Here is a 23,893-nt window from a genome sequence, read left to right as displayed (position 1 = left end):
GCGGCCGCGGTCGCGCCTCCGTACGCCCCCCTCCGAGCGTAGGGTCGGCGCGACCGCGGCCGGGTGGGACCGACGATGACGCGCGGAGCCCTCCAACTCACGCACGTTCGCGGTTCCCCGGTGGCGGAGGAGTCCCCACAACCTCCGCCTGGCCTTGGTTGCGTGGCTCAGGGCCCGCGACCGGCTCTGGGCATCTACCCGGCTGAGCCGGGCTAACCCTCCTACCTGCGAAGTTGACTGGCCGCCGCGTCCGGACCGGGCCCGGGACGGCGTCTCGCGGCCGTCAGGGCCCAGCCGTCAGCCTGATCGCTCGTCGCGGCTTCGGCAGTCGAGAAAAGACCGCGGTTCCAGCCATCCGAGGGCTGAAACCGCGGTCATGACCGTCCTGGGGACTCAGGCGATGATGTCGACCGGAGTGCCGGTCGGGACCGTTCCGGCGAGCCGGGTGATCGCGTCGTTGCTGAGCCGGATGCATCCGTGCGAGACGTCATGGCCCAGCAGCTGTGGCTCGTTGGTGCCGTGCAGGCCGATGACCGGCTTCGTCCCGTCGAACGACGCCAACGTGGTCGAGAAGCCACTCAGCCCGAACGCGTAGGGGCCGTACGGGCCACCAGGGTTCGGCGGCTTGAGCAGCTCGGCGAGGTAGAACCGTCCGCCCGGCGTCGGGGTGTCCGAGGTGCCGATCGCGACCTTCTCAACGGCGATCACGCCACCCGACTTGTAGAGGGTCAGCGTGTGCTGGCCTCGCGAGACCACGATCCGGTACGGCGTGGTGCTCGCCGTCACCTGGTCGGTCTTGACCCAGCCGGTGCTGCCGTTGGGCTGGACCGGCAGGAGGACCTGCCACCAGCCGGGCAGCTTCGCGGTCACCAGGAAGACCAGCTTGGCGCCGTCCTGGTTCGGGTTGGCGAGGTGGAGCTTCACGGTCCCGGCCGAGCCGGACGTGCTGGGCGCCGCGTAGACGGCTACCGAACTGCTGTTCGCGGTGAGGATCGTGCTGTCTACGCCGACCCCGGCCACGGCGGAGAGCTCGCTCTTCACGGTGTCGGGGATCTGGGTCGAGGTGGCGGACGAGGAGCCCTTGCCACCGCCGCAACCGGCCACGGCGACGATGGCCGCCGTCGCCGCGACGCGGGCGAGCGAGGGTGAGAGGCGCACGGTCAGCCCGTGAAGTGCGGGGTGCCCGGGACGGCCACGCCCGTGGCGGGCGGGGCGACCGGCAGCGCGATCGGCGGGATCTTCACCGAGGTGCCGCCGGGGCAGGTCGAGTAGCCGACGGCCGGGATCGCCACCAGCAGGGTGCTGGTCTTGGCGTCCCAGGGCGAGGCGATCACGGCGATCGAGTGGCTGTTCAGCGTCTGGGTCTCACCGGGGGCGATCATCGAGACGCCGCCACCGAGGTTGATGTCGAACCAGCCGTAGCCGAGCGCGGCCGTGCCGGTGTTCGTGACGGTCCAGATCGGGCCGTCCGGGCCGCACTTGGCCGTGATGATCAGCGGGTTCGGCACGAAGTCCTGGATGCCCGTGATCTGCTTGTCACAGGGCAGCTTGACCGGCGAGAACGAGTTGAAGGCGTCGCAGTCCTTCTTGATGTCCAGGTTGATCGGGCCGATACCCGGAATGACGATGACGCCCGGGCTCGGGCTCGTCGTCGTGGCCGGCGCCGCGGGGGTGCTCACCTCAGGCGTCGTGGTCGTGGTGCCCGCCCCGCCGACGAGGCAGGCGGCGGCCGTCGTCGTCTCGGCCGCCGTGGGGGTGGCCGCGGACGCGGAAGCGGTCGCACCCGCGCTCGCCGTCGCCTCGGTCGTCGGCGTCGCGGCCGCCGCCGAGGTGGTGGCCGCGGTCGGTGTCGCGGTGGTGCACGAGGTCGCTGTCGGGGTCGGCGTGTCCGCGGCCCAGGCGGGGCTCGCGATCGCGACCAGCGCCGCGCCGAGCAGGCCGGCCGTAGCGGCCCGCATTCTGGAGTTACGCATGGATCCGTTCTCCCTTGCAGGACGACGGGTCCACGGCGGTCATGATTCCCGCGCGGCCCCGGCTAGCCAGACTCGACGGGGCATCCTTCTCAAGAGGCCCGTCGCCGGCAGGAACGGTACCAATATCGCAAAGTGGATACCCGATCCGGGTCCCGGACTAGCGCGCACGTTGGGTGCGGGTTTCTTTTTGAGCCACTGGCGCTGATCCGGTGTCCGGGTAGCGGCCCGCGCACGCGAGAACGGCCGGCCAGCTCCCCGAGGGGAACCGGCTGGCCGTTCTCGCGGCCGTCGTGGTGGCCGGGCGCAGCGCCGTCAGAGGCGCTCGACCGTGTACTCGATCGCGCCGGTGAGCGCCTGGACGTCGCTCGGCTCGATCGCGGGGAAGCACGCGATCCGCAGCTGGTTGCGCCCGAGCTTGCGGTACGGCTCGACGTCGACGACGCCGTTCGCCCGCAGCACCTTGGCGACCGCCGCCGCGTCCACCCCGTCGAAGTCGATCGTCACGACGACCTGCGACCGCTGCGCCGGGTCGGCGACGAAGGGCGTGACATAGGACGTCTTCTCGGCCCAGTTGTAGAGGATCGAGCTCGACTCGGCGGTCCGGGCGACGCACCAGTCCAGACCGCCCTGGCCGTTCATCCAGTCCAGCTGCTCTGCGAACAGGAACAGCGTCGCCACCGAGGGGGTGTTGTACGTCTGGTCCTTGGTGGAGTTGTCGAGCGCGGTCGTCAGGTCCAGGAACGGCGGAATCCACCGGTCCGTCGCCTTGATCTCGCCCAGCCGGGCGAGCGCCGCCGGCGACATCAGGGCCACGAACAGACCGCCGTCGGAGGCGAAGCACTTCTGCGGCGCGAAGTAGTAGACGTCGGCCTCGGAGACGTCGACCGGCAGGCCGCCGGCGCCGGAGGTCGCGTCGACCAGGTGCAGCGCGCCGGCGTCGGCGCCCACCGGGCGGCGGACCGGCTTCGCGACGCCGGTCGACGTCTCGTTGTGCGGGGTCGCGTAGACGTCGACGCCGGCCAGCGGCGACCAGTCCGGGTGCGAGCCGGGCTCGGACCTGATCACCGACGGGTCGGCCAGGAACGGCGCACCCGCGGTGGTCTCGGCGAACTTCCCGCCGAACTCCCCGAAGACGAGGTGCTGCGAGCGCTCCCGGACCAGGTTGAACGCGGCCGAGTCCCAGAAGGCGGTGGACCCGCCGACACCGAGGACGACCTCGTAGCCGTCGGGCAGCGAGAACAGCTGGCCGAGGCCAGACCGGACCCGGCCCACCAGGTTCTTGACCGGCTTCTGCCGGTGGGACGTGCCGAGCAGGCTGGTGCCGGTCGCCGCGAGGGCCGCGACCGCCTCCGGCCGGATCTTCGACGGCCCGCAGCCGAACCGGCCGTCGACCGGGCGAAGGTGGTCAGGCAGAACGATCGACGTTGACGTCTGCTGCGTATCAGGCACTTGCCACATCCCCCAGGGGCCTAGGCGCCGGACCGACGTAGCGTGCGGACGGCCGGATCAGCCGTCCGGTGCGCTTCTGCTCCAGGACGTGCGCGCTCCACCCGGCGGTCCGCGCGCAGGTGAACATGGACGTGAACATATGTGCCGGCACCTCGGCGAAGTCCAGCACCACGGCCGACCAGAACTCGACGTTGGTCCGCAGCGGGCGGTCCGGGTACCGGTTCGTCAGCTCCTCGATGGCCGCGGCCTCCAGGGCCTCGGCCACCTCGTAGCGGTGCGAGCCGAGGTCGCGGGCCGTGCGCCGCAGCACCCGGGCGCGCGGGTCCTCGGCCCGGTAGACCCGGTGGCCGAAGCCCATCAGCCGCTCGTGGTTGTCCAGCGCCTGCTTCACGTAGCCGACCGGGTCGCCGGTCCGCTCGACCTCGTCCAGCATGGCGAGCACCCGGGACGGCGCCCCGCCGTGCAGCGGGCCGGAGAGGGCGCCGACCGCGCCCGACAGCGCCGCGGCGCAGTCGGCACCGGTGGAGGCGATGACCCGGGCGGTGAACGTCGAAGCGTTCATGCCGTGCTCGGCGGCGGACACCCAGTAGGCGTCGACGGCCTGCACGTGCTTGGGGTCCGGCTCGCCGCGCCAGCGGATCATGAACCGCTCGGTGATCGTCCGAGCCTTGTCGACCTCGGTCTGCGGCACGGCCGGGAGCCCCAGGCCACGGGCCGACTGCGCGACGAAGGACAGCGCCATCACGGATGACCGGGCCAGATCCATCCGGGCCTGCTCGTCCGGGATGTCGATCAGCTGACCGAAGCCCCAGTACGGGGCCAGCATGGCCAGCGCGCTCTGCACGTCGACTCTTATGTCACCGGAGTGCACCGGCACCGGGAATGGCTCGGCCGGCGGGAGGCCTGGCTCGAAGGAGCCATCGACGAGCAGGCCCCAGACGTGGCCGTAGTCGACCTTGCCGACCAGGTCCTCGATGTCGACGCCGCGATAGCGCAGCGCGCTGCCTTCCTTGTCCGGCTCGGCGATCTCGGTCTCAAAGGCGATGACGCCTTCCAGCCCGGGCTTGAAATCGCTTGTCTTCTCGGCCATCGAGTCCGGATCTCCGCTCTGAGTACGCGACTGATTCCTGTTGTCGTTCGGTGGTGCCTGGTTCGGGTCGGATCCCGTGTCGCCCGGGTGGCGAGCGTCCTGCCGCCGCGGCTGTGCGTGGCTGACGGAGCCCGCCAGGTTGGGCGCCCTCCGGCCATCCCTCCATCCAACTCTTCTCGACGGACCTTCGCCTCAGTAGTGCCGCGGAGAAACCCCCATGACGACGAGGTGTCGTACCTCACATTGGGCCGAAGCCGGCCGGAGGCTGAAACCGGCGTGTAACGGTCATCGGCGGCGCGTCGCCGCCGGTCTCCCGCTGGTCCGGCGGGGCGCCGCGGGATCGCGGGCGTGGCGACGGTGCCAGGATCGGGCGTATGGCCGCCCGCGACGCCGCACCCGCCAGGCCCCGCCGGCCGGCCGGCGAACCGGCCAGCGACGGCGCGGACGCGACCGCGAACCTTGGTGGGCTGCGGCGCGTCTACGACTCCGGCTGGCTCGACGAGGACTCCTTGGCGTCCACCTGGGTGGAGCAGTTCGCCCGCTGGTTCGCCGATGCCGAGGCCCCCGGCTCCGGGGTGCTCGAGCCGAACGCCATGGTCTTCGGCACGGCCGACGCTGACGGCCGGCCGAGCGCCCGCACTGTGCTACTGAAGGGCTTCAGCGCCGAGGGCTTCCTGCTGTTCACGAACTACTCCTCGCGCAAGGGCCAGGAGAGTGCCGCCAACCCGCACGGCAGCCTCGTCTTCCCCTGGTACTCGCTGGAACGCCAGGTGATTGTCATCGGCGCCGTCGAACGGATCTCCCGAACCCATTCGGACGAGTACTTCCGTTCTCGGCCGCGCGGCAGCCAGCTCGGCGCCTGGGCCAGCCGGCAGTCCGCCGTGCTGGCCTCGCGCGCGGAGCTGGAACGGCGCGACGCGCATTTTGCCGAACGCTGGCCCGAGGGCACCGAGATCCCTGTCCCGGCCTTCTGGGGCGGCCTGCTGGTCGTGCCCGAAACGGTCGAGTTCTGGCAGGGCCGCCCCGACCGTCTCCACGACCGCCTTCGCTACCGCCGGGTCACCGCTCCCGGCCCCGATGGCCCGGAAAACCCCGATGGCCCAGAGAACTGGGTCATCGAACGCCTGTCCCCCTAACTTCCGCGCCTTCCCGCGCCGGCCGTGGCCAGCGACGGCCCCATTGATCGCCGTTTAGGCCCTCGCGTGGTCGCGTTCGTGCCACGGATACAACCATCCGAGGGCCAAAACGGCGATCAATATGCCGGCGGACGACGAAAGGCCGGCCCGACCCCGTGGATCAGGGGGCGGGCCGGCCTTTTGGTCGTACCGTGCGGCTGCTGGACCGGGGGGTCAGCGCAGCGGGCGCTCCGGGGCCGCCTGGGCCGCCTGGGCGGCGATGGCGTCCACGTCGGCGTCGATGTCGGCGGTGCGGGCCGACATCGGGACGTACGGGCGCTCGTCGTAGCCGACGTAGAGCTGGCGCGGGCGGGCGATCTTCTGCTCGGGGTCGAGCAGGCCCTCCTCCCACTGCGCGAGCCAGCCGGGCATGCGGCCGATCGCGAACAGCACCGGGAACATCTCCACCGGGAAACCCATGGCCTGGTAGATGATGCCCGTGTAGAAGTCGACGTTCGGGTACAGCTTGCGGGAGATGAAGTACTCGTCCGAAAGGGCGATCCGCTCCAGCTCCATCGCCAGGTCCAGCAGCGGGTTGGTGCCCGTCACCTTGAAGACCTCGTCGGCGATCGAGCGGATCACCCGGGCCCGCGGGTCGTAGTTCTTGTAGACCCGGTGCCCGAAGCCCATGAGCTTCTTCTTGCCGTCCTTCACCTGGGCGATGAAGGTCGGGATGTTCTCCACCGAACCGATGTCGCGCAGCATCCGCAGGACCTGCTCGTTGGCGCCGCCGTGCAGCGGGCCGTAGAGCGCGGCGATGGCCGCGGCGGCGGCCGAGAACGGGTCGGCCTCGGAGCTGCCGACCGCGCGCATGGCGTTCGCGGAGCAGTTCTGCTCGTGGTCGGCGTGCAGGATGAACAGCACGTCGAGCGCGTGCTCGAGGTTGGGGTCCGGCTCGTACTTGAGCTCCGTCGCCTTCCACATCATGTTGAGGAAGTTCCCGGCGTACGACAGGTCGTTGTCCGGGTAGGCGTACGGGAAGCCGACCGAGTGCCGGTAGGAGTAGCCGGCCAGCGTGGTGATCTTCGCGATCAGGCGAACGATCTGCAGGCGGCGCAGTCCCGGGTCCTTGATCTTCTTGGCGTCCGGGTAGAACGTCGACAGTGCACCGACGGACGAGACGAGCATGCCCATCGGGTGCGCGTCGTGGTGGAAGCCGTCGATGAACTTCTTGATCGACTCATGCACCAGCGTGTGGTGGGTGATCTCGTCTTCCCAGGTGGCCAGCTCGTCCTTCGACGGCAGCTCGCCCGCCAGCAGGAGGTAGGCGACCTCCAGGAAGCTGCTCTTCTCGGCCAGGTCCTGGATCGGGTAGCCGCGGTACCGCAGGATGCCGGCGTCACCGTCGATGTAGGTGATCTCGCTCCGGCAACTCGCCGTGTTCGTGAACGCCGGGTCGTAGGTCATCAACCCGAAGTCATCGTCGTCGACCTTGATTTTGCGGAAGTCCGCGGCGCGCACGGCGCCGTCTTTGATCGGTACTTCGTAGCTACGACCGGTGCGGTTGTCGGTCACGGTCAGGGTGCTGACCTGCTCGGACACGCCGGGCTCCTCTCGCTGTGGCAGCGCAGTCGGTCGACGGGCTGGCACGACGCCGGCGCCCGAGTCCGGGGTTGCGGAGCCCTCACGCCGGTTTGCTGGCAGTTCGTTGCTCCCAAGTCTCGTCGCTGGAGGCGCCACATGCGCGTGATCGGTGCGGAACATCCGACGTGGGCTGCGCCACCCGGTCTGTCCCCCGTGGTCGCGTTGGTCCGTGCTGTTGTGAGCCCACCGCGCAGCGCCGTGACCTGGCCACCTGGCGTATTGGTCCGGCCGGCGGGTGTTGCTCAGGAGGGGTGATACCCCGCGGGGATGGGGATGTGTTGAGCATCGCCGCGGCGGCTGGCGGGCGCGCCGCGACCAGCGGCTGTTTCGGGTGCAAGTCGTCACACTCGGTGGCAGATCGCCGGACGGACGGGGGTCCGCGGGCCTCGCGCCGCGCCGGCGCGGTCGGTTCAGGAGCCGGCGAGCCGCTCCAGGATCGGGGCCGCTCGGCGAAGCGCGGCGATCTCGAGGTCGGAGAGCTCCGCCAGCCGTTCGGCCAGCCATTCGTCGCGACGGCGCCGGTCCGCCTCCAGCAGCGCGCGGCCGGCCTCGGTGACCTCCGCGATGACCTGCCGGCCGTCAGTGGGATGCGCGGACCTCGCCACCAGGCCGGAATCCGCGAGATTGCTGATGACCCGGGTCATCGACGGCGGCTGGACCCGCTCATGCGTCGCGATCTCGCCCAACGTCATCGGGCCGTGCCGCTCCAGCGTGGCGAGTACCGCGATCTGCGTCGGCGTGAGGCTGCTCGACCGCTCCTGGCGCATCCGACGCGACAGCCGCATCACCGAAAGGCGCAATGCCGACGCAAGCTCGGTCTTCGCGGCGCTGTCCATCATCTGACGGTACTCATGACCCCAGTTCGGGATCTAGCCGCCGCTCGGCTAAAGGCGGCTTTGACCGGGGGAGACGACGGATACCCGACCGCCGCTGGGGCTAAAGCTCCACCCAGCCGCCGGCGTCGCGGGAGCGCCGTGCCGCGTCCTGGAGCCGGGTCACGGTGAGCAGGTCGTGGACGGTGGCGCCGCGGACCATCGCCGGGTCGTCCTGCTCGACCGCGCGCAGCAGGTCGTAGGTCGCCTCGACCAGGCCCGGCCGATCCGAGACCGGCGGCGGCATCCACACGGTGCGCACTCCTTCGTGGTCGGACCGGCGGACCCGGCGACCCTCGACCACGATCCGGCCGGCCTCGCCGCACAGCGTGAACGTCGCGTCGGTGAGCCTGGCGCCCATCTGCTCGTGGACGAGGACCGTCGCGCCGCTCGCGGTCAGCAGCGCGAGGGTCACCGGAGCGGTGCTGGTCAGCAGGGGGGCGGGCATGCCGGCCGGGTCGGCGCAGACCGCCAGCACCTCGCCACACCAACGGACGGTCAGGTCGAGGATCTCCGCCCGGCCGAGCGGCCCCGACGGAGCGCCGACGACGGTCATCTGGGTGAGCCGGCCAAGCCCGGGCACCGACGCCTGCACGTGCCAGGCCGCCGGCCAGGCCCGGTCGTCGAACGCCACGACGTGCGCGAGATCGGCGTCCTCCGCGACGTCGGCGACGGCGCGCAGCGCCTCCGGGTCGGCGGTCAGCGCCCGGACCAGCAGCACGTGGAGCCCGGCCTCGGCGGCCCGCTGGGCGATCAGGTCGGACCCCGGCGGCGCCAGCTCGATACACACCGCCTCGACGTCGTCCGACAGCAGCGCGGCGAGGTCGCCGTAGGCGCGCGGCGCCCCCACGTCGGCGGCCCAGGCCAGCGACTCCAGCGGCTCCGGCGCGAGCAGCCCGACCACGTCCATGCCGGCCTCGCGCAGCAGCCGCGCGGTCAGCCGCTCGGATCCGTCGGTGACCAGCGCCGCGGCGACCGGAAGCTGTGGGTCGCGTCGCCGGGCCGCCCGCCGCTGCTCTCGCCAGGTCTGCGCCGCGATCGGGTCGCGCGGACCGACGAGCTCGGGAACGGTGGTCATGGCACCAGATAGTGCCTCCGACCGCGCGCACGCGACGACCGGTTGGGCCGAGCCGCCGCCGGCAATCTTCTCGATCTTTGGCGGTCGGGCCGGTCTGCCCAGGATGGGCGATGATCGGGGCATGGCGAGGCTGTTCGTCGCCGCGACGCCGCCGGCCGAGGTCATCGAGGCGATCGGCGTGGCGGTGGCCCTAGCGAGACCGACCGCGCCGGCGCTGCGCTGGGTGGACCTGGCCCGCAGCCATCTGACGCTCGCGTTCCTCGGCTCGGTCGAGGACGCCCTGCGCGCCGAGCTGACCGAGCGGCTCGGCCGGGTCGCGCGACGCCATCCACCGGTGGACGCGGTCCTGGCCGGCGTCGGGCGGTTCGGCGACCGGGTCCTGTGGGCCGGGGTCGACGGCGACCTGGCCCCGCTGGCCGCGGGGATCCGGCGCGCGGCGCAGCGGTCGGGCGTGGCCGACCTGGACCCCCGCCCGCTGCGGGCCCACCTCACCCTTGCCTACGCCCGGCCCTCGACCGAGCCCGTGGACCTGCGCGCGGTGATGGCCGCCCTGGGCGAACTGCCGCCCCTTGCCTGGACGGTCGATCGGTTCGACCTGGTGAGCAGTGTGCTGGGCCCCCAGCCGGTCTACGCGGTCGAGTCGAGCTGGTCGTTGACCGGGTCCTGACGCACTTAAGTCCAGTTTGTTAAGTCAAGAAGTGGAAAAGTGAATCACGCCACACTGCCGAAACGTTGGCGGGCCGGCTACAGGTGTGTTTCTGTTGGCTTGTGCTGAAGCCGGCTTACCTGGTCACCCGGGGCCACATCGACCTGCTCCGGGTCGCTTCCGCGGCCTGTCCGGTCCGCTGAGGACCCCGCCGATCCTGCCGCCAGCCACTCCAGGCCGCACCGCTCACTGACTCGGTCAGCAACGCGGCCCACATCGCCTCCCGGGATTGCCTCCGGGGGCCAGCCGCGCCGGGCCTCGCCCGCCGCTCATCCCAGCCCACTTCCTGGCCGGCGCGCCATCGCGTCGCCGGGACCCTGCCGGGGCGCAGCCACCGGCGGCCTTCCACCCCGCGAAGCCCTGGGCATGAGCCCTGGGAGACCGCCCGGCGGGCGGCTACCGCGGGCGGAACCCGCCTCGCGCGCCACCACCCGAAGCCTCTCTCGCTCAGCCGCCACGCCCAAGGAGAACGCCATGTCGCCCCAGCCCGCCACGGTCCGCGCCGCCTCGGAGCAGCTGGCCGCAACGCGCTCGCTCGCGCCCGTCGCCCCCGTCCGCCGCCTGTCTGGGCCGGCCAGCCCGGCGACCCAGGTGGCGCAGCCGGCCCGCGGCCCGCTGAGCCGGCCGGTCGGCGTCGCCCGCCCGGGCGAGCGGTTCGACCTCCGCCAGTTCAACCGTGCACCGCTCGTCGCCGGTGCGCCCGGTGGCGCCACGGCGACCAGTGCCTACGCGGCGCCTATCACGAGCAGCCGCGCGGGCCTGGCCGTCGACCGGTCGGCCTGGGCCGCGTGGCTCGACGGCGAGCTGCTGAACCTGACCTATCTGGAGTTCGAGGTGCTGGACTTCCTGGTCCGCCACCCTGGCCGGGTGTACTCACGGGCCGCCCTGCTGCGCCACGTCTGGGGACACCGGGTCGACGACGACCCCGGCCAGGCCGGCCGGACCGTCGACGTGCTGGTCACCCGGCTGCGCCGCAAGCTCGGCCCGGACAACCGGTCCAGGATCGAGACCGTGCGCCGCGTCGGGTACCGCTACCGGCCGGCCGCCGTCGACACCGTCGCCTGAGCGGCCCGTCCCGGTAACGCTGCCTTCGTCACGTCGCGTCCCGGGGGACCGGCCGGGCAAGCCGTGTGAGACTTCGACTAGGACATTCGGCTAGTCGTTTTCTGACTCGAAGGGTGGTCATGACCAGCGTGCCGGAGGTTGCCAGGGACACGCGGCGGGCAGCCGCCGCGGGCCCGGCGATCGAGGCGGACGCTCTTCGGCAGGCGTTCCGCAGGCACGCCGCCGGGGTCACGGTGGTCACGTGCGTCGGCGCGGCCGGCCCGGTCGGGTTCACCGCCACCTCGGTCGCGTCGCTGTCGGCCGCCCCACCGCTGCTGTCGCTCTCGCTGGCGGTGACGTCGTCCAGCGCGCCCGCGGTGCTCGAGGCCGAGACCCTGATCATCCACCTGCTGTCGTCCGGGCACGAGGAGATCGCCCGGCGGTTCGCCACCCGCGGTATCGACCGGTTCGCCGCGCCGACCCGGTGGGAGACGCTGCCGACGGGGGAGCCGCTGCTGTCGGACGTCGCCGTCTGGCTGCGGGCCAGGATCGAACACCGGATCTCGGCCGGGGAGAGCTACCTGGTCGTCGCCGAGGTGATCGGCTGCCAGGTGGACCGGGCCGACGAGCCGCTCGTCTACCACGACGGCCGCTACGCCACGCTGACCGACGTGCCCGCGCCCGACGGACTGGCTCAGGAGCCGGAGGGCTGAGCCCGGGTCCGGCCGGTCCGCTCAGTTCGCGCTGGATCGCTCGCCGCGCCGGATCCGGTTGCGGCGGCGGATGACGATGAACAGGCCGACCAGGCCGAGGCCGAAGCCGCACGCGGCCGTCGCCAGCCACCACAGGTGGCCGTCGTGACGCAGCGTGCCGGCCATCGCGATCATGACGATCAACGCGATCAGCCACACGACGGTGCCCACGGCGACCGAGCCGACGCCGTCGTAGGGCAGCGGCGCCAACCCGCCGCCGCCCGGCCCGCCACCGTCGGCGACCCCGTCCGTACCGGCCTCGGCGGCCTCGAGCGCGGTCGGCGTTCGGCCGGACGGCGGCCGTCCCGCCGTGCCCGTGTCCTGGTCCAACGGCGTCTTCGCCTCCACCCCGGCGACGTTACGCTCAGCTTCCCCACAGGGGGACGCCGGAGTCGTCGAGGTCGTCCTCGGCGTCGCGGAAGGCGGTGCCGCCCGGGTCGCGCAGCGCGGCCGCCAGGGCGTGGCGGCGGTGCCAGGTGCCGGCGTGCCAGGCCAGCGCCCGGGCCAGCGCGTCGGTGCCGGCGGAGGCGTCGACGTGGATCTCGCCGCCGATACCGCCGACGACCCGCCAACCGGTCCGGGTCGGCCGGCCGGAAAGGTCCGCGACCGTGAGCCGGGTGTGCTGGACGTACGGCGTCCCGTCCGGAGCGTGCTGACCGATCGCGGCATCCTCGGGGTCGGCGAGGATCGGGCAGTCGGCCAGCGCGGTGGCCAGCGGTACGCCCAGGACGTGGCCGACCTCGGCCGCGCGGTCCAGCGGGAGCCGCAGCGGCGCCGCGTCCCCGACCAGCGTGAGCAGGTCGGGCGCGTCCAGGATCACCGCGTCGCCGGTGGGGACGACGCCGAGCGGGGTGCGGACGGTCAGCGGCGGGTCCAGCCTGCCGTCGGCGAGGCCGCCGCCGGGCCGGCCGTCCGGGCCGGTCGCGAGCAGCGTCGCGGCGGTCACCGCGGCCACGTAGAGGGCCCGGGCGCTGGGCCAGGGGATGTCCCGGTCGGCGTCGCCGAGCCGGTCGAGCAGGTCGAGCACGCCGGCCAGGTCGCCGAGGACGTCGTCCAGCGTGAACCGGCAGCCGAGCGCGCGCAGCAGCTCCGGGTCGACGCCCGGCAGCGGGGCCGCGGGGGCGAACAGGCCGTCGAGCAGCGGGTCCGCCTCCGGCAGCCGCAGCTCCGGCGGGGGCAGCCGGACCACCCTGGCGGCCCGCGGCCCCAGCTCGTCGAGATCCTCGTCGAAGCCGGCCTCGACGCCATCGTCCGAGGCGCCCGAGCCGGTGACGGCCCGGCTCGCGACCGGCAGCAGGGCATGGCGGGACAGCCACCAGCGGGTGTAGGACGGCTCGTCCCCGAGGACGACGTCCCGCAGCGGCGGCCGGGCCAGCTCGGCGAGCGCCCGCGGCCAGGCGGCCGAGTCGACCAGCTCCAGGTCGCGCACGGCGGCGAAGCTCCCGAGCACGATCGGGGCGCTCCCGGCGAAGTCGCCGTAGGAGCCCCGGCCCGAGCCGGCCCGCGCCGCGGCGGCCCGGGCGGTGGCCAGGGCCGGGGACTCGGCCGCCTCCTCGACCCAGGTGTCGCTGTCGTCCAGGTCGAGCAGGACCGGCTCGTCCGGGTCGAGGGTCACGTCGTTCGCGTAGAGCACGCCGAACGTCCGCAGCACCCCGACGGCCTCCAGGACCTCCGGCGACCAGGCGTCGGTGAGCTCGGGCGCGAGGACGGCGAACGGGGCGTCGGCGGCGACCAGCCGGTCCAGCGGGCCGTCGGCGATGAGCAGCTCGGAGGCCGGGACGAACTCGCCCTCGACGTCCGGCAGCAGCAGCTCGCCCAGCCAGTCCAACCCGCCCGCCAGCTGCTCGGTGGTGAGCCCGGCGTCGCGGACCAGCGCGAGCACCGCGGCGGCGAGCGCCCGCAGCTCCTCCGGATCGTCGTCGGGGTCGGCGTCGACGACGGCCTCGTGCACCGCCGGGTCGCGCAGCACGCCCGCCGGGGTGCCCTCGACGGCGCCGAGCGTGCGCAGGGCGTCGCGGGCGCCGCCGAGACAGGCCTCCGGGTGCACCACCCGCAGTGGCAACCCGGAGGCCGCCAACGCGACCACATCCAGCCCGTCGGTGGGCAGCAGCACCCCGCGCGGCCCGGTGACCATCCGCACCCGCAGAGACGCCCCGATCGCCGCGCCGCCGTCGGCTGGCGGGTTCTGGCTGGCCGCGCCGCCGGAGCCGCGGAACGTCCGGGTGTCCTCGTCGGCCACCGTCGCGATCGGGACCGGCAGCGCGCCAAGGGCGTCCCGGTCCGGCGCGGTGATCAGAGCCGAGTACAACGCCGACCACCAGGCCGGAGGCCGGCGCAGCCCGGCCAGCACCTCCACCAGGCCCGCGCTGTCCAGCCGGCGCACGCCGAGGGCGTCCAGTGCCCGCCGCCAGTGCCGGGCGGCGTACCGCGCGGGCAGCAGGCCGGCGACGGCCGCCGCCGGGTCGTCGGTCTTCCCGCCCAGCTCGACGGCGACCCCGAAGCCGCTGTCGAACTCGGCGTCGACCAGATCGGGGCTGGAGGCGACCCCGTGGTCGGTGTGATGGTCCGCGTCGACGCGGACGAGCGGGTGCGGGCCGGCGAGCAGGGCGGTCACGGCGTCGGTGGCCGGGCCGAGGTCGCAGACGACACATTCGCGACCGAGCCGGCCGCCCGGCAGCATCGCGGCCTCGGGCAGCATCGCTGCGACGGCGTCCCGCAGCCGGCCGTCGACGGCGCCGGCGGGCAGCCCGGCCGGAACCAGCTCGAGCGCGGCCAGCGGGTCCGGCGGTACCAGCGGATCCGCCCCGGGTACCGCGATGGCCTCCGCCCGCGTCGCGCCCGACGTCGCGGCAAAGGCGGCGAACAGGTCGTCATCCGCGCCGTCGGCGCCATCGCCATCGGGGCCGGCGAAACCCGCCGGGTCGTCGGTGGAACCGGCGGTGCCGAGGTGGATGGCGAGCGCGGCGACCGCCTCGGCGAGCCGGTCGGTGAGCCAGTCGCGCAGCGGACCGGCGACGGTGTGCCGGCGGGACGGCTCCAACGGCAGTTCGACGCTGGCCAGCACCGGCAGCGACAGCGCCTCGTCGGTCGGCTGTGGTGCCCGGACCACCTTCGGTACGCCGGTCGGCCAGCCGCCGTCGCGCACCATCACCCGAGCCACGTAGCCGGTCCTGGTCCGCTCCTCGACCGGACGGTCGGCGAGCAGCGCGCCCGGGATCGTGCCGCGCCGCACGCAGCCGCGCCAGCGCTCCCCGTTCAGCAGCGCGATCTCCAGCCGCGCGTCCAACGGCGTCTCCACGGGTCCCGAGGCCACGTCGGCGCCAGACGCCGGCGCGAAGGGGGAACCGCCCGGCTCGACGCCCCGGGCCTCGGCGGTGGCGGCCGCCAGCTCGGCTCCTGGCTCGCCGGCACCGACGTACTCCCAGTCGCAGCTGTGCCTGCTCAGCTGGCCGTCGATGTCCAGCACGACCTCGCTCAGGCCCGGCAGCACGAGCAACAGGGTCGGGTCGAAGGCGGCGAGCAGGTCGTGCGCCGTCGCGACGGCGTCGGCGTCGCGCAGCGGCAGGCGCACGACCGTGTCGTACCCGACGGGCGGCCGGGGCGGCGCCGACGCGGCGAACGGCAGCCGCAGCACCGGCGCGGCTCCTTCCCTACGGCCCAGCTCGGCGCGCAGCCCGGCGGCGCCGATCTCGTGCACCGCGGCTGCGGTCCAGTCCTTCGACCAGCGGACCCCGCGTGCGGTCTCCGGGTTCCTGGGGTCGCGCGAGACGACGGACGGGTCGTCGCTGACGGCCAGCACGGCCGCGAAGCCGGCGCCGAACCGGCCGACGGCGGCCACGTCCCGTTTCGCCGACGCGCGTAGCGTGCTGAGCGCCTCGACGCCCTCGGCGGTCAGCGGCGCCCCGGTGTTCGCGACCTCCAGCAGGTCCCCGGCCAGCCGGATCAGGACCCGGCCGGGTACGCCGGCCGCGGCGGCCGCGTCGACCCCGTTCTGCAGCAGTTCGGCGACGAGCCGGTCGCGGTAGGCGCCCAGGGCCGCGTCCTCCTCGGCGTTGGCGTCCTCCCGGAACCGGGCCGGCGACGCGGCCCACGCGTCGAGCACCCGGGATCGGATCGCCGCCGTGCCGAACGGGTCGAGCGGGTCTGCTTGGCCGGCGGGGAGGTCGGGGCCTGCCGGCCCCGCGCCGTCGATCGCGTCGAGATGCGTCGCTTCCACCGCTCTATCTTCGCGACCCGCGCGCCCGGTTGGCGGGTGGCCGTCCATCTGGGACCGAGTCGTCCCGCCCCGCGGCCACTGGGTGCGGCACTCGGGCGGCCACCACCCGGCCGCCGGGACCCGCGCGCCGGATGCGGCGATCGGCAGGATCACGGCAGTATGGGCCGATGGCACGACAAGCCAGGACCAGACGGCCGGACGACGCGCGGCTCGCCGAGGCGTTCGGTGAGCAGTGGCGGCTCGTCAGTGCCGGGGTCGACGCCCTGCCGGACGCCGCCTTCGACACGGCCAGCCCGCTGCCGGGCTGGACCGTCGGTGACCTGGTCGCGCACTGCGCCCGTTCCGGCGGAGCGCTGGCCGTGGCACTCTCGGCCGATCCTGCCGGTACCGCTGGCGGTATCGCGAATGGAGCGGCCGCCAGCGGAGCGGACGTCGTCGAGTACCTGGGCGGGGTCGGCGCGCGGGCGGAGGCGGTCGCGGACACGGCCCGGTCCGACGCCGCGGGTCTGGGCGCGGGCGAGCTGCGGGCCCGGCTCCGGACCGCGGTGGCCGCGTCGGCCGAGGCTCTCACCGCCGCCCTCGGCGCCGGGACGCCCGCGGGCTGGGACAGGGTGATCGACTCGCCGGGCGGGCCGATCCGGCTCGGGGACTTCGTCGTGACCCGGTGTGTCGAGGGGGTCGTGCACGGGCTGGATCTCGGGTTCACCCCGGCCCGGGACGCGGTGCGGATCGTCACCCGGGCGCTCGTCGACCTGCTGGCGGCGCGGGCGCCCGGCCGGTCGGTGGAGGTCCGGGTGCCGCCGTTCGCCGCGGTCCAGGTGGTCGAGGGCCCCCGGCACACCCGCGGGACCCCGCCGAACGTGGTCGAGGCCGATCCGGTCGCGTTCGTGGAGGTGGCGGCCGGCCGGCTCGACTGGGCCACCGCCCTGGCCGACGGCCGGATCACCGCCAGTGGCGATCGCGCCGACCTGCGCCCGTGGCTCCCGCTGCTGTAGCCACCTTCAGGCCAGGGCGAGTTTCCAAGGTCATTGCCAGATCGGTTGCATAGTTCCGACCTCACCGGCAAAACCAGCCGACATGCCGGCCCTTGACCAACGCCGTTCGCCGGACCTTTTCGCCGGCTTCGTACCACCTCGGGGAGGGCGCTCAGCGCCCGGACCAGGCGGAGCGGGCGGCGGCGCTCCGCGCCCGTTCCGGCCGATCGCCGTGGCACTGGTCACGGGTATGTCCGAAGGGAAATGCTCGCTCACCCGGCCCCTGTTAGCGTGAAAGCCGGTGGCTGTCGACGGTGCGTCCACCTTCGCGTACAAGACCGTCCACGTCCCGTGTTGCCTGCCCGGGGGACAGATCCCCGGCACCCCTCAAACGGCCTGACGGCGAGGAGACTGGTGCCAGTGACCAAGGGGACGGCTGCTACCCCAGACGCGGGAGGCTCCGGTAGCCCGACGCCGCCCACCGAACCTGGCTGTACCACCGGCGGCACGGGCGGCCGGGACACCGTCGGCACGGATGACCGGGCCTGGGAGCGTGAGCTGCGCGACGAGGCGGGGCCCCAGGACGCCTGCGGGGTCTTCGGCATCTGGGCGCCGGGCGAGGACATCGCGAACCTCACCTACTACGGCCTGTACGCGCTCCAGCACCGCGGCCAGGAGGCCGCCGGCATGGCGGTCGCCGACGGCCGCACGATCGTGGTCTTCAAGGAGCTGGGGCTGGTCGCCCAGGTGTTCGACGAGCGGACCCTCTCCAGCCTGTCCGGCCACCTTGCCGTCGGGCACACGCGCTACTCGACGACCGGTTCCTCGACCTGGGAGAACGCCCAGCCCTCGTACCGGACCGCCCGGCTGGGCGGCGGCGTGGCCCTGGCCCACAACGGCAACCTGACCAACATCCTGGAGCTGGCCGAGGGCCTCGGCGAGAGCCGGGACGCCGGGATGAACGCCACCACCGACTCCGACCTGATCACCGCGCTGCTGGCCGAGCACCCCGGCCCGACCCTGGTCGAGGCCGCGCTGGACGTGCTGCCCCGGCTGCGGGGCGCGTTCTCGCTGGTCTTCTCCGACGCCGCGACCGTCTACGCGGCCCGCGACACCCACGGCATCCATCCGCTGGTCCTCGGGCGCCTCGACGGCCGGACCGAGGGCGGCACGGAGCATCCGTCCGGCTCCTGGGTGGTCGCCAGCGAGACCTGCGCGCTGGACATCGTCGGCGCGACGTTCGTCCGTGAGGTCGAGCCCGGCGAGCTGCTGGTCATCGACGAGGCGGGGCCGCGGTCGTTGCGCTTCGCCCCGGCCGACCGGCACGGCTGCCTGTTCGAGTTCGTCTACCTGGCCCGCCCGGACACGACGATCGCCGGCCGGTCGGTGCACGCCACCCGGGTCGAGACCGGCCGGACGCTGGCCCGCGAGGCGCCGGTCGAGGCGGACCTGGTGATCCCGGTCCCGCAGTCGGGCGTGCCGGCCGCCGTCGGCTACGCCGAGGCCTCCGGCATCCCGTTCGGTGAGGGGCTGGTGAAGAACTCCTACGTCGGCCGGACGTTCATCCAGCCGTCGCAGAAGATCCGCCAACGGGGCATCCGGCTGAAGCTCAACCCGTTGCGCGAGGTGATCGAGGGCCGCCGGCTGGTCGTCGTCGACGACTCGATCGTGCGGGGCAACACCCAGCGGGCGCTGGTGCGGATGCTGCGCGAGGCCGGCGCCGCCGAGGTCCACGTGCGGATCTCGTCGCCGCCGGTGCGTTGGCCCTGCTTCTACGGCATCGACTTCGCGACCAGGGCCGAGCTGATCGCCAGCGGCCTCGGGGTCGAGGAGATCCGCGCGTCGCTCGGCGCCGACTCGCTGGCCTACGTGTCGCTCGACGGCCTGGTCGAGGCGTCCAGGCAGCCGGCGAACGAGCTGTGCCGGGCCTGCTTCGACGGCGTCTACCCGGTGCCGCTCACGGATTCCGACCGGCTGGGCGGCAAGCACCAGCTGGAGGCGATGGGCAGCGGTGCCGCGACCGGGGCCGCGCTCGCGGAGGCGTTCCGCCGCCGGGTCGTGATCGGGATGAACGGCGCCGACCCGTCGCCCGACGCGCTGGACGAACTGGCCGGCCTCGCGGGTCTCGACACGCTCGAGGACATGGCCGTGATCGACGGCCCGGCCGCGGACGCGGCCCCGGCGGGAAGCAGGCGCTCATGACCGGCACGGACGGCGATCGCGCGTCGACCGGTGCGTCGTACCGCGCCGCGGGCGTGGACGTGGCGGCCGGCGAACGCGCCGTCGAGGCGATGCGCGGGCACGTCGCCCGAGCGACCCGGCCGGAGGTGGTGGGGTCCCTGGGTGGCTTCGCCGGCCTGTTCGCCCTGGACACCAGCCGTTACCGCAAGCCGTTGCTGGCCTCGTCGACCGACGGCGTCGGCACGAAGCTCGCCCTGGCCCGGGCACTGGACGTCCACGACACGGTCGGCATCGACCTGGTCGCGATGGTCGTCGACGATCTGGTCGTCTGCGGCGCCGAGCCGCTGTTCCTGCTGGACTACATCGCCTGCGGCTCGCTCGACCCGAGCCGGGTCGCGTCGATCGTCGCCGGGATCGCGACCGGCTGCGAGCAGGCCGGCTGCGCCCTCGTCGGCGGCGAGACCGCCGAGCATCCGGGCCTGATGGGCGCGGACGACTACGACCTGGCCGCGACCGGCATCGGTGTCGTGGAGGCCGACGACGTGCTGGGCCCGGAGCGGGTCCGTGCGGGCGACGCGCTGATCGCGATGGCGTCGTCCGGGGTGCATTCGAACGGCTTCTCGCTGGTGCGTCATGTGCTGTTCGGGGCCGTCGACCCGGCGGCCCCCGGTGGTATCGGCACCGCTGGCCAGGCCGCGCTGCGGGCGGTCGAGCCGACGCTCGGCACGACGCTGGGCGAGGCGCTGCTGACCCCGACCCGGATCTACGCGAAGGACTGCCTGGCGCTCGCCGCGGCGGCCGAGGTGCGGGCGTTCGCGCACATCACCGGCGGTGGGCTGGCCGCGAACCTGGCCCGGGTGATCCCCACCGGGCTGCTGGCGACGCTCGACCGGTCCACCTGGACCCCGCCGTCGATCTTCACCCTGCTGGCCGAACGTGGCGACATTCCGCTCGCGGAGATGGAGCAGACGTTCAACCAGGGCATCGGAATGATCGCCGTCGTGGCTCCCACGGCGGTCGACGGGACGCTGGCCGTGCTGGCCGACCGTGACGTCCCGGCCTGGCTCGCCGGCCACGTCTCCGCGGCCGGCGCCGAGAACGGCCTGACGGCCCGCCTGACCGGCACCCATCCCTGACTGACCATGACCGGATGGCCTGCCCGGCGCCGCCGGCCGGGCAGCCGTTCGGTGTGGGGATGACCGGCCCAAGGCATGTCACGGCACGCGATCCGGCGGTGTGCTACCGGCGACTGCCGGACCTGGTTCGGCCCTGGCCCGCCAAGCTCCCGGGCTGAGCCTCGGGAGCGTTGGCGCGGACTCAGGCGAGCTGACTGGAAGTCAGCGAGCCGGATGGGCCGGGCTAATCATCGTCGTCGGCGAGATACGCGCTGTACTCGTCGTCGTCGTATTCATCGTCCGCGTTGGGATCATCACCCTCGGCCGTACTGCTCCGAGTGGTCGTCCCGTTAACGCCCAGATCCGCCTTCAACCGGTCGAGATCCATATTGGGCGAGTTGTACTTGAGCTCGCGGGCGACTTTCGTCTGCTTGGCCTTCGCTCGGCCGCGCCCCATGGCTCGACCCCCTCGAACGTGACGACGGGGACCCGCCCCGGTGCTCTAACTGTCTCGTGCTTACCGAGACTACAGGGATCGCGGGCCGGTCGGCACGCCAACCCCGCAGTTGCCGGCGGCGGGCCGCAGAGCGTCCGCCTTCGGGTACTTCGCGCCCTCCCGTTGCCCCGCCGGAAGCGAAGGAGATCGGTGCGCGCAACGGGCCGAAGAGCGGTCCTAGGGCAACAGGATGCGGCGAAGGCGGCCGATTCCGGTCATGCGGCGTTCCGCGAGCGTCACCGCGGCGGCACCAGGCGTCTGCCCCTCGGCCTCGGCCAGTTCGAAGACGCTCCGAGTCGTCCGGAAGATCCGTGCGGCGGACGCCTTGGCCCGATCCTCCCGGTAGCCCTCGATCTCGTCGGCGACCTGGATCAGCCCGCCGGCGTTGACGACGAAGTCCGGCGCGTACAGGATTCCCGCCTCGGCGAGCAGCTTGTCGACGCCGGCATGGGCGAGCTGGTTGTTGGCTCCGCCACACACCACCTTCGCCCGCAGCCTGCCGACGGTGTCCTCCGTGAGCGCGCCGCCGAGCGCGCACGGCGAGTAGACGTCCGCGGCCGCGCCGACCAGCTCGTCCGGGTCGTCGACGATCTCGACCTGCGGGTGGAGGGTGCGCAGCCGGGCCAGCGCGGCGGGGTTGACGTCCGTCGCCAGCACCGACGCGCCGTCCTCGATCAGGTGCCCGACGAGCCGGGCGCCCACCTTGCCGACGCCGCTGACGGCCACGGTGCGCCCCGCCAGGGTCGGGCTGCCCCAGACCCGGGCGGCGCTGGCCCGCATCCCCTCGAACACGCCGTACGCGGTCAGGACGCCGGAGTCGCCCGACCCGCCGTGGGCCGGCGAGCGGCCGACCACCCAGCGCGCCTCCCGGGCCACGATGTCCATGTCCTCGACGTAGGTGCCGACGTCGCAGGCCGTGATGTAGCGCCCATGCAGGGAGGCCACGAACCGGCCGTAGGCCCGCAGCAGCGCCTCGGAGGAGTCCTTCGTCGGGTCGCCGATGATGACGGCCTTGCCGCCGCCGAGATCCAGGCCGGCGCAGGCGGCCTTGTAGGCCATCGCCCGGGAGAGCGCCAGCGCGTCGGCGAGCGCCGCGGACTCGTCCGGGTAGGGATGGAACCGCGTGCCGCCCAGAGCCGGGCCCAGTGCGGTGGAGAAGATGGCGATGATCGCGCGAAGGCCGGACGCGGGGTCGGAGCAGAAGACGACCTGCTCGTGCTCGGCGCCGGCGTCGAACACCGACGACGGGACCCGCGGCTCGCCGGGATAGGCGGACGCCGTTGTCATGCCTGGAACCCTACGGCGGGTACCCGGCCCGCCGCGCTCGGGCGCTAGGCGCCCCTGTCGCGCTTGGTCTCGCGTTGAACCGCCGTTCTCGTCCACGCCCCACGCCGTCCATCGACCCCCGGCCGTCTGCTGTCCCGGCCGCGAACCCACCGCCCGGTCCTCGGCGAGATAGCCTCGGCTCGGCGGATCAGGCTGGGGAGGGGGTCCAAGGGTGCCTGTCGTCTCTCCGGCGGCGTATCTGCGGGTCTACGAGCCGTTGGCCGCTTTCTCACCGGCCGAGCGGCTGCGTTGGCAGCGCTTCGCGGCGACGGCTCCGCCATCCCGCCGGGCCGGCACCCGCCGGGAGCGGGTGGTCGCGCTCGTCGCCACCGTGCGCCCGTCGCTCGACGTCGCGGGCGAGTCCGCGTTCGTGCAGATGGTCGACGGCCTGATGTTCGTCTGCCCCTGGTCGACCCAGCTGCGGGTCTGGCAGGCGGCCGTCGATTTCCGGGTCGGGATGCCCGAGCGGATCGCGGACGTGTTCCTGCCGCGGCGCGTCATCGACTCGGCCGAGACCGAGCTGGACCGCTGGCGGGCCCGGCGGCCCGAGCTGAAGGTGCACATCCAGACGTCGACCTGGACGGTCCCTGCGCCGTGGTTCCTGCTGTTCGACCCGGCCGAGCGGATGCTCGTCACGGGCGACACGGCCGAGCGGTCGATGGTCTACCGGACCGAGATCGGCCTGGCCCGGCGGCGGGTCGCCGAGGCGACCGACACGTTGGCCGCGATGCGCGCCTCGATGCCGGACGGCGCCGCGGCGGAGGGCGTGACCGACCTGGCCCGCTGGTTGGACTCCTTCCACCCGCGCAGCAGGGTCGAGCTGGACTACGACGGGCTGGTCGACCTGCTCGAGGACGACGTGCTGCGCCAGGACAGCTCCGTGGAGGACCTCGCCGAGGCGGTCAGAGCGTTACGCCAAGGGCGAACAGACCGGGCGACGGAGGCCTACGAGCGCGTCCTCGTCCGCTGGCGACCCATGCAGGCACGGGAATCCGCGAGCTGAGCTCCGGCGTTAGTTAACAGAGAGTCGCCACCCGCTTCGGACGAGCTGTGACTAGTCAGCAGATGGTCCCGACGTGCCATGTCCGAAATGCCCCCGAAGGATGCACGATCTGTATGGGACGGAGCGACGCTCTGTGACGGGAGGCCAACGCAATGACGACGAGAACGCCGGACGCCGAGCCCCTGCTGACGCCGGCCGAGGTGGCGACGATGTTTCGGGTTGATCCGAAAACCGTCACCCGGTGGGCCAAGGCCGGGAAGCTGACGTCGATCCGCACGCTCGGTGGCCATCGGCGCTACCGGGAGGCGGAGGTCCGTGCCCTGTTGAAGGGTGTCCCCAGCATGGGGGGCGACCTCTAGGTGGATTGATCCAAGTCGGTTGCACGCCAACCCAACTGTCTGGCCGCTCACGGGGACGGCGGCCGGGGGTCGGCGCGGCGCGTACCGACGGGGTGGGTTTCTGGGCAGGCACGCCAACCTGCCAGCGCCGATGAGCTGGTGGCCTCCGGGCCCTGGTCATCGGTCGTTCTGGCGTGCCGGCTCAGTTCCTTCACGTGCCCGTCCCACCGATCTGCCGGATCGGGAAAAGGGGCTTGCCCGCCGAGACTGCGCTGTCGCGTAGCTCGGCGGGGATCCCTGCGGCGACGAACCGGTCGGCCCGTCCCAGGGCCGCCCGGTTCAGACGCACCAACAGTTCGCCGGCACCAACACGAGGACGGACGGCATACGCCGTCCGTCCTCGTGCTGTCCGGGCCTGTCTCTTCGCTGCCGGGGCCTGTCTGCGCAGGTGAGCGAACCGGATCGGGCGGGGAATGCTGCAGGTAGGCACTCGGCCGGGGGCGCTTCGCCCGTGCCGGCAG

General features: G+C 73.2%; 21 protein-coding genes. 10 read left to right on the top strand and 11 right to left on the bottom strand.

The features are described from left to right. Nucleotides 1-393 precede the first annotated feature (393 nt). The 4 genes from FRAEUI1C_RS35220 to FRAEUI1C_RS35205 form a co-directional block, all read right to left on the bottom strand. Nucleotides 394-1,158, bottom strand: a complete 765-nt coding sequence (locus tag FRAEUI1C_RS35220; protein WP_013428174.1) for a L,D-transpeptidase — start codon at nucleotides 1,156-1,158, stop codon at nucleotides 394-396. 2 nt (nucleotides 1,159-1,160) lie between these two features. Beyond that, nucleotides 1,161-1,973 carry a hypothetical protein gene (locus FRAEUI1C_RS35215; protein WP_013428173.1) on the bottom strand — a complete coding sequence of 271 codons (813 nt, stop codon included), beginning with the start codon at nucleotides 1,971-1,973 and terminating at the stop codon, nucleotides 1,161-1,163. Between the two features lie 312 nt (nucleotides 1,974-2,285). Further along, on the bottom strand, nucleotides 2,286-3,431 hold the full coding sequence (gene serC / locus FRAEUI1C_RS35210; protein ID WP_013428172.1) for a phosphoserine transaminase: 1,146 nt from the start codon (nucleotides 3,429-3,431) through the stop codon (nucleotides 2,286-2,288). Then, nucleotides 3,415-4,512 (bottom strand): citrate synthase 2, encoded by a 1,098-nt coding sequence (locus FRAEUI1C_RS35205; RefSeq protein ID WP_013428171.1) that lies wholly within the window; start codon nucleotides 4,510-4,512, stop codon nucleotides 3,415-3,417. The genes serC and FRAEUI1C_RS35205 overlap by 17 nt, the downstream gene beginning before the upstream one ends. Before the next feature lie 374 nt (nucleotides 4,513-4,886). Here FRAEUI1C_RS35205 and pdxH point away from each other — a divergent pair, with 374 nt between their 5' ends. Beyond that, nucleotides 4,887-5,648: a pyridoxamine 5'-phosphate oxidase gene (pdxH, locus tag FRAEUI1C_RS35200; protein ID WP_013428170.1), complete on the top strand. Its 762-nt coding sequence runs from the start codon at nucleotides 4,887-4,889 to the stop codon at nucleotides 5,646-5,648. A 213-nt stretch (nucleotides 5,649-5,861) separates the two neighbouring features. Here the strand turns inward: pdxH and FRAEUI1C_RS35195 are convergent, their stop codons facing one another. The 3 genes from FRAEUI1C_RS35195 to FRAEUI1C_RS35185 form a co-directional block, all read right to left on the bottom strand. Then, nucleotides 5,862-7,229 (bottom strand): citrate synthase, encoded by a 1,368-nt coding sequence (locus FRAEUI1C_RS35195; RefSeq protein WP_013428169.1) that lies wholly within the window; start codon nucleotides 7,227-7,229, stop codon nucleotides 5,862-5,864. Between the two features lie 452 nt (nucleotides 7,230-7,681). Then, a complete protein-coding gene (locus FRAEUI1C_RS35190; protein WP_013428168.1) occupies nucleotides 7,682-8,110 on the bottom strand; it encodes a MarR family transcriptional regulator in 429 nt (142 codons plus the stop codon). A 97-nt stretch (nucleotides 8,111-8,207) separates the two neighbouring features. Beyond that, on the bottom strand, nucleotides 8,208-9,221 hold the full coding sequence (locus tag FRAEUI1C_RS35185; RefSeq protein WP_013428167.1) for a Gfo/Idh/MocA family oxidoreductase: 1,014 nt from the start codon (nucleotides 9,219-9,221) through the stop codon (nucleotides 8,208-8,210). Between the two features lie 121 nt (nucleotides 9,222-9,342). Here FRAEUI1C_RS35185 and thpR point away from each other — a divergent pair, with 121 nt between their 5' ends. From thpR to FRAEUI1C_RS35170, 4 genes are all read left to right on the top strand, one after another. After that, on the top strand, nucleotides 9,343-9,888 hold the full coding sequence (gene thpR, locus FRAEUI1C_RS35180) for an RNA 2',3'-cyclic phosphodiesterase (protein WP_013428166.1): 546 nt from the start codon (nucleotides 9,343-9,345) through the stop codon (nucleotides 9,886-9,888). An 83-nt stretch (nucleotides 9,889-9,971) separates the two neighbouring features. After that, nucleotides 9,972-10,070 (top strand): putative leader peptide, encoded by a 99-nt coding sequence (locus FRAEUI1C_RS42125; protein WP_368411151.1) that lies wholly within the window; start codon nucleotides 9,972-9,974, stop codon nucleotides 10,068-10,070. 331 nt (nucleotides 10,071-10,401) lie between these two features. Further along, nucleotides 10,402-10,992 carry a winged helix-turn-helix domain-containing protein gene (locus tag FRAEUI1C_RS37040; RefSeq protein ID WP_013428165.1) on the top strand — a complete coding sequence of 197 codons (591 nt, stop codon included), beginning with the start codon at nucleotides 10,402-10,404 and terminating at the stop codon, nucleotides 10,990-10,992. 119 nt (nucleotides 10,993-11,111) lie between these two features. Then, nucleotides 11,112-11,684, top strand: a complete 573-nt coding sequence (locus FRAEUI1C_RS35170) for a flavin reductase family protein (RefSeq protein WP_013428164.1) — start codon at nucleotides 11,112-11,114, stop codon at nucleotides 11,682-11,684. A 21-nt stretch (nucleotides 11,685-11,705) separates the two neighbouring features. Here FRAEUI1C_RS35170 and FRAEUI1C_RS38825 read toward each other — a convergent pair whose 3' ends face one another. Together FRAEUI1C_RS38825 and FRAEUI1C_RS35160 are read right to left on the bottom strand one after the other, a co-directional pair. Beyond that, nucleotides 11,706-12,071 carry a DUF2530 domain-containing protein gene (locus FRAEUI1C_RS38825; RefSeq protein ID WP_013428163.1) on the bottom strand — a complete coding sequence of 122 codons (366 nt, stop codon included), beginning with the start codon at nucleotides 12,069-12,071 and terminating at the stop codon, nucleotides 11,706-11,708. 16 nt (nucleotides 12,072-12,087) lie between these two features. Next, nucleotides 12,088-15,939: a sacsin N-terminal ATP-binding-like domain-containing protein gene (locus FRAEUI1C_RS35160; RefSeq protein WP_013428162.1), complete on the bottom strand. Its 3,852-nt coding sequence runs from the start codon at nucleotides 15,937-15,939 to the stop codon at nucleotides 12,088-12,090. A 167-nt stretch (nucleotides 15,940-16,106) separates the two neighbouring features. On the opposite strand from FRAEUI1C_RS35160, the gene FRAEUI1C_RS35155 reads away from it, so the two are divergent. The 3 genes from FRAEUI1C_RS35155 to purM all read left to right on the top strand — a co-directional run bounded on the left by FRAEUI1C_RS35155 (nucleotide 16,107) and on the right by purM (nucleotide 20,230). Then, nucleotides 16,107-16,934, top strand: coding sequence for a sterol carrier family protein (locus FRAEUI1C_RS35155; protein ID WP_013428161.1), 828 nt, complete (start codon nucleotides 16,107-16,109; stop codon nucleotides 16,932-16,934). Between the two features lie 399 nt (nucleotides 16,935-17,333). Beyond that, on the top strand, nucleotides 17,334-19,115 hold the full coding sequence (gene purF, locus FRAEUI1C_RS35150; RefSeq protein ID WP_013428160.1) for an amidophosphoribosyltransferase: 1,782 nt from the start codon (nucleotides 17,334-17,336) through the stop codon (nucleotides 19,113-19,115). Then, nucleotides 19,112-20,230 (top strand): phosphoribosylformylglycinamidine cyclo-ligase, encoded by a 1,119-nt coding sequence (gene purM / locus FRAEUI1C_RS35145; RefSeq protein ID WP_013428159.1) that lies wholly within the window; start codon nucleotides 19,112-19,114, stop codon nucleotides 20,228-20,230. The genes purF and purM overlap by 4 nt, the downstream gene beginning before the upstream one ends. A gap of 223 nt (nucleotides 20,231-20,453) precedes the next feature. Here purM and FRAEUI1C_RS35140 read toward each other — a convergent pair whose 3' ends face one another. Next, nucleotides 20,454-20,666, bottom strand: coding sequence for a DUF3073 domain-containing protein (locus FRAEUI1C_RS35140; RefSeq protein WP_013428158.1), 213 nt, complete (start codon nucleotides 20,664-20,666; stop codon nucleotides 20,454-20,456). A gap of 216 nt (nucleotides 20,667-20,882) precedes the next feature. Further along, nucleotides 20,883-21,992: a Glu/Leu/Phe/Val family dehydrogenase gene (locus FRAEUI1C_RS35135; protein WP_013428157.1), complete on the bottom strand. Its 1,110-nt coding sequence runs from the start codon at nucleotides 21,990-21,992 to the stop codon at nucleotides 20,883-20,885. 211 nt (nucleotides 21,993-22,203) lie between these two features. On the opposite strand from FRAEUI1C_RS35135, the gene FRAEUI1C_RS35130 reads away from it, so the two are divergent. Continuing rightward, nucleotides 22,204-23,034, top strand: coding sequence for a DUF8083 family protein (locus FRAEUI1C_RS35130; RefSeq protein WP_013428156.1), 831 nt, complete (start codon nucleotides 22,204-22,206; stop codon nucleotides 23,032-23,034). Between the two features lie 152 nt (nucleotides 23,035-23,186). Next, a complete protein-coding gene (gene bldC / locus FRAEUI1C_RS35125; RefSeq protein WP_013428155.1) occupies nucleotides 23,187-23,393 on the top strand; it encodes a developmental transcriptional regulator BldC in 207 nt (68 codons plus the stop codon). Nucleotides 23,394-23,893: the final 500 nt, after the last annotated feature.

It is taken from the genome of Pseudofrankia inefficax (assembly GCF_000166135.1).
GTDB classification, from domain to species: domain Bacteria; phylum Actinomycetota; class Actinomycetes; order Frankiales; family Frankiaceae; genus Pseudofrankia; species Pseudofrankia inefficax.
The sequence above is the reverse complement of the archived record's forward strand: the minus strand, read 5'-3'. Positions and strand labels throughout refer to the sequence as shown.

Excerpts from the sequence above, each read along its gene's own strand:
- FRAEUI1C_RS35215 (WP_013428173.1), bottom strand. The coding sequence starts at position 1,973 with ATGCGTAACTCCAGAATGCGGGCCGCTACGGCCGGCCTGCTCGGCGCG.
- serC (WP_013428172.1), bottom strand. The coding sequence starts at position 3,431 with ATGTGGCAAGTGCCTGATACGCAGCAGACGTCAACGTCGATCGTTCTG.
- FRAEUI1C_RS35205 (WP_013428171.1), bottom strand. The coding sequence starts at position 4,512 with ATGGCCGAGAAGACAAGCGATTTCAAGCCCGGGCTGGAAGGCGTCATC.
- pdxH (WP_013428170.1), top strand. The coding sequence starts at position 4,887 with ATGGCCGCCCGCGACGCCGCACCCGCCAGGCCCCGCCGGCCGGCCGGC.
- FRAEUI1C_RS35190 (WP_013428168.1), bottom strand. The coding sequence starts at position 8,110 with ATGATGGACAGCGCCGCGAAGACCGAGCTTGCGTCGGCATTGCGCCTT.
- FRAEUI1C_RS35185 (WP_013428167.1), bottom strand. The coding sequence starts at position 9,221 with ATGACCACCGTTCCCGAGCTCGTCGGTCCGCGCGACCCGATCGCGGCG.
- thpR (WP_013428166.1), top strand. The coding sequence starts at position 9,343 with ATGGCGAGGCTGTTCGTCGCCGCGACGCCGCCGGCCGAGGTCATCGAG.
- FRAEUI1C_RS37040 (WP_013428165.1), top strand. The coding sequence starts at position 10,402 with ATGTCGCCCCAGCCCGCCACGGTCCGCGCCGCCTCGGAGCAGCTGGCC.
- FRAEUI1C_RS35170 (WP_013428164.1), top strand. The coding sequence starts at position 11,112 with ATGACCAGCGTGCCGGAGGTTGCCAGGGACACGCGGCGGGCAGCCGCC.
- FRAEUI1C_RS35155 (WP_013428161.1), top strand. The coding sequence starts at position 16,107 with ATGGCACGACAAGCCAGGACCAGACGGCCGGACGACGCGCGGCTCGCC.
- purM (WP_013428159.1), top strand. The coding sequence starts at position 19,112 with ATGACCGGCACGGACGGCGATCGCGCGTCGACCGGTGCGTCGTACCGC.
- FRAEUI1C_RS35140 (WP_013428158.1), bottom strand. The coding sequence starts at position 20,666 with ATGGGGCGCGGCCGAGCGAAGGCCAAGCAGACGAAAGTCGCCCGCGAG.
- FRAEUI1C_RS35135 (WP_013428157.1), bottom strand. The coding sequence starts at position 21,992 with ATGACAACGGCGTCCGCCTATCCCGGCGAGCCGCGGGTCCCGTCGTCG.
- bldC (WP_013428155.1), top strand. The coding sequence starts at position 23,187 with ATGACGACGAGAACGCCGGACGCCGAGCCCCTGCTGACGCCGGCCGAG.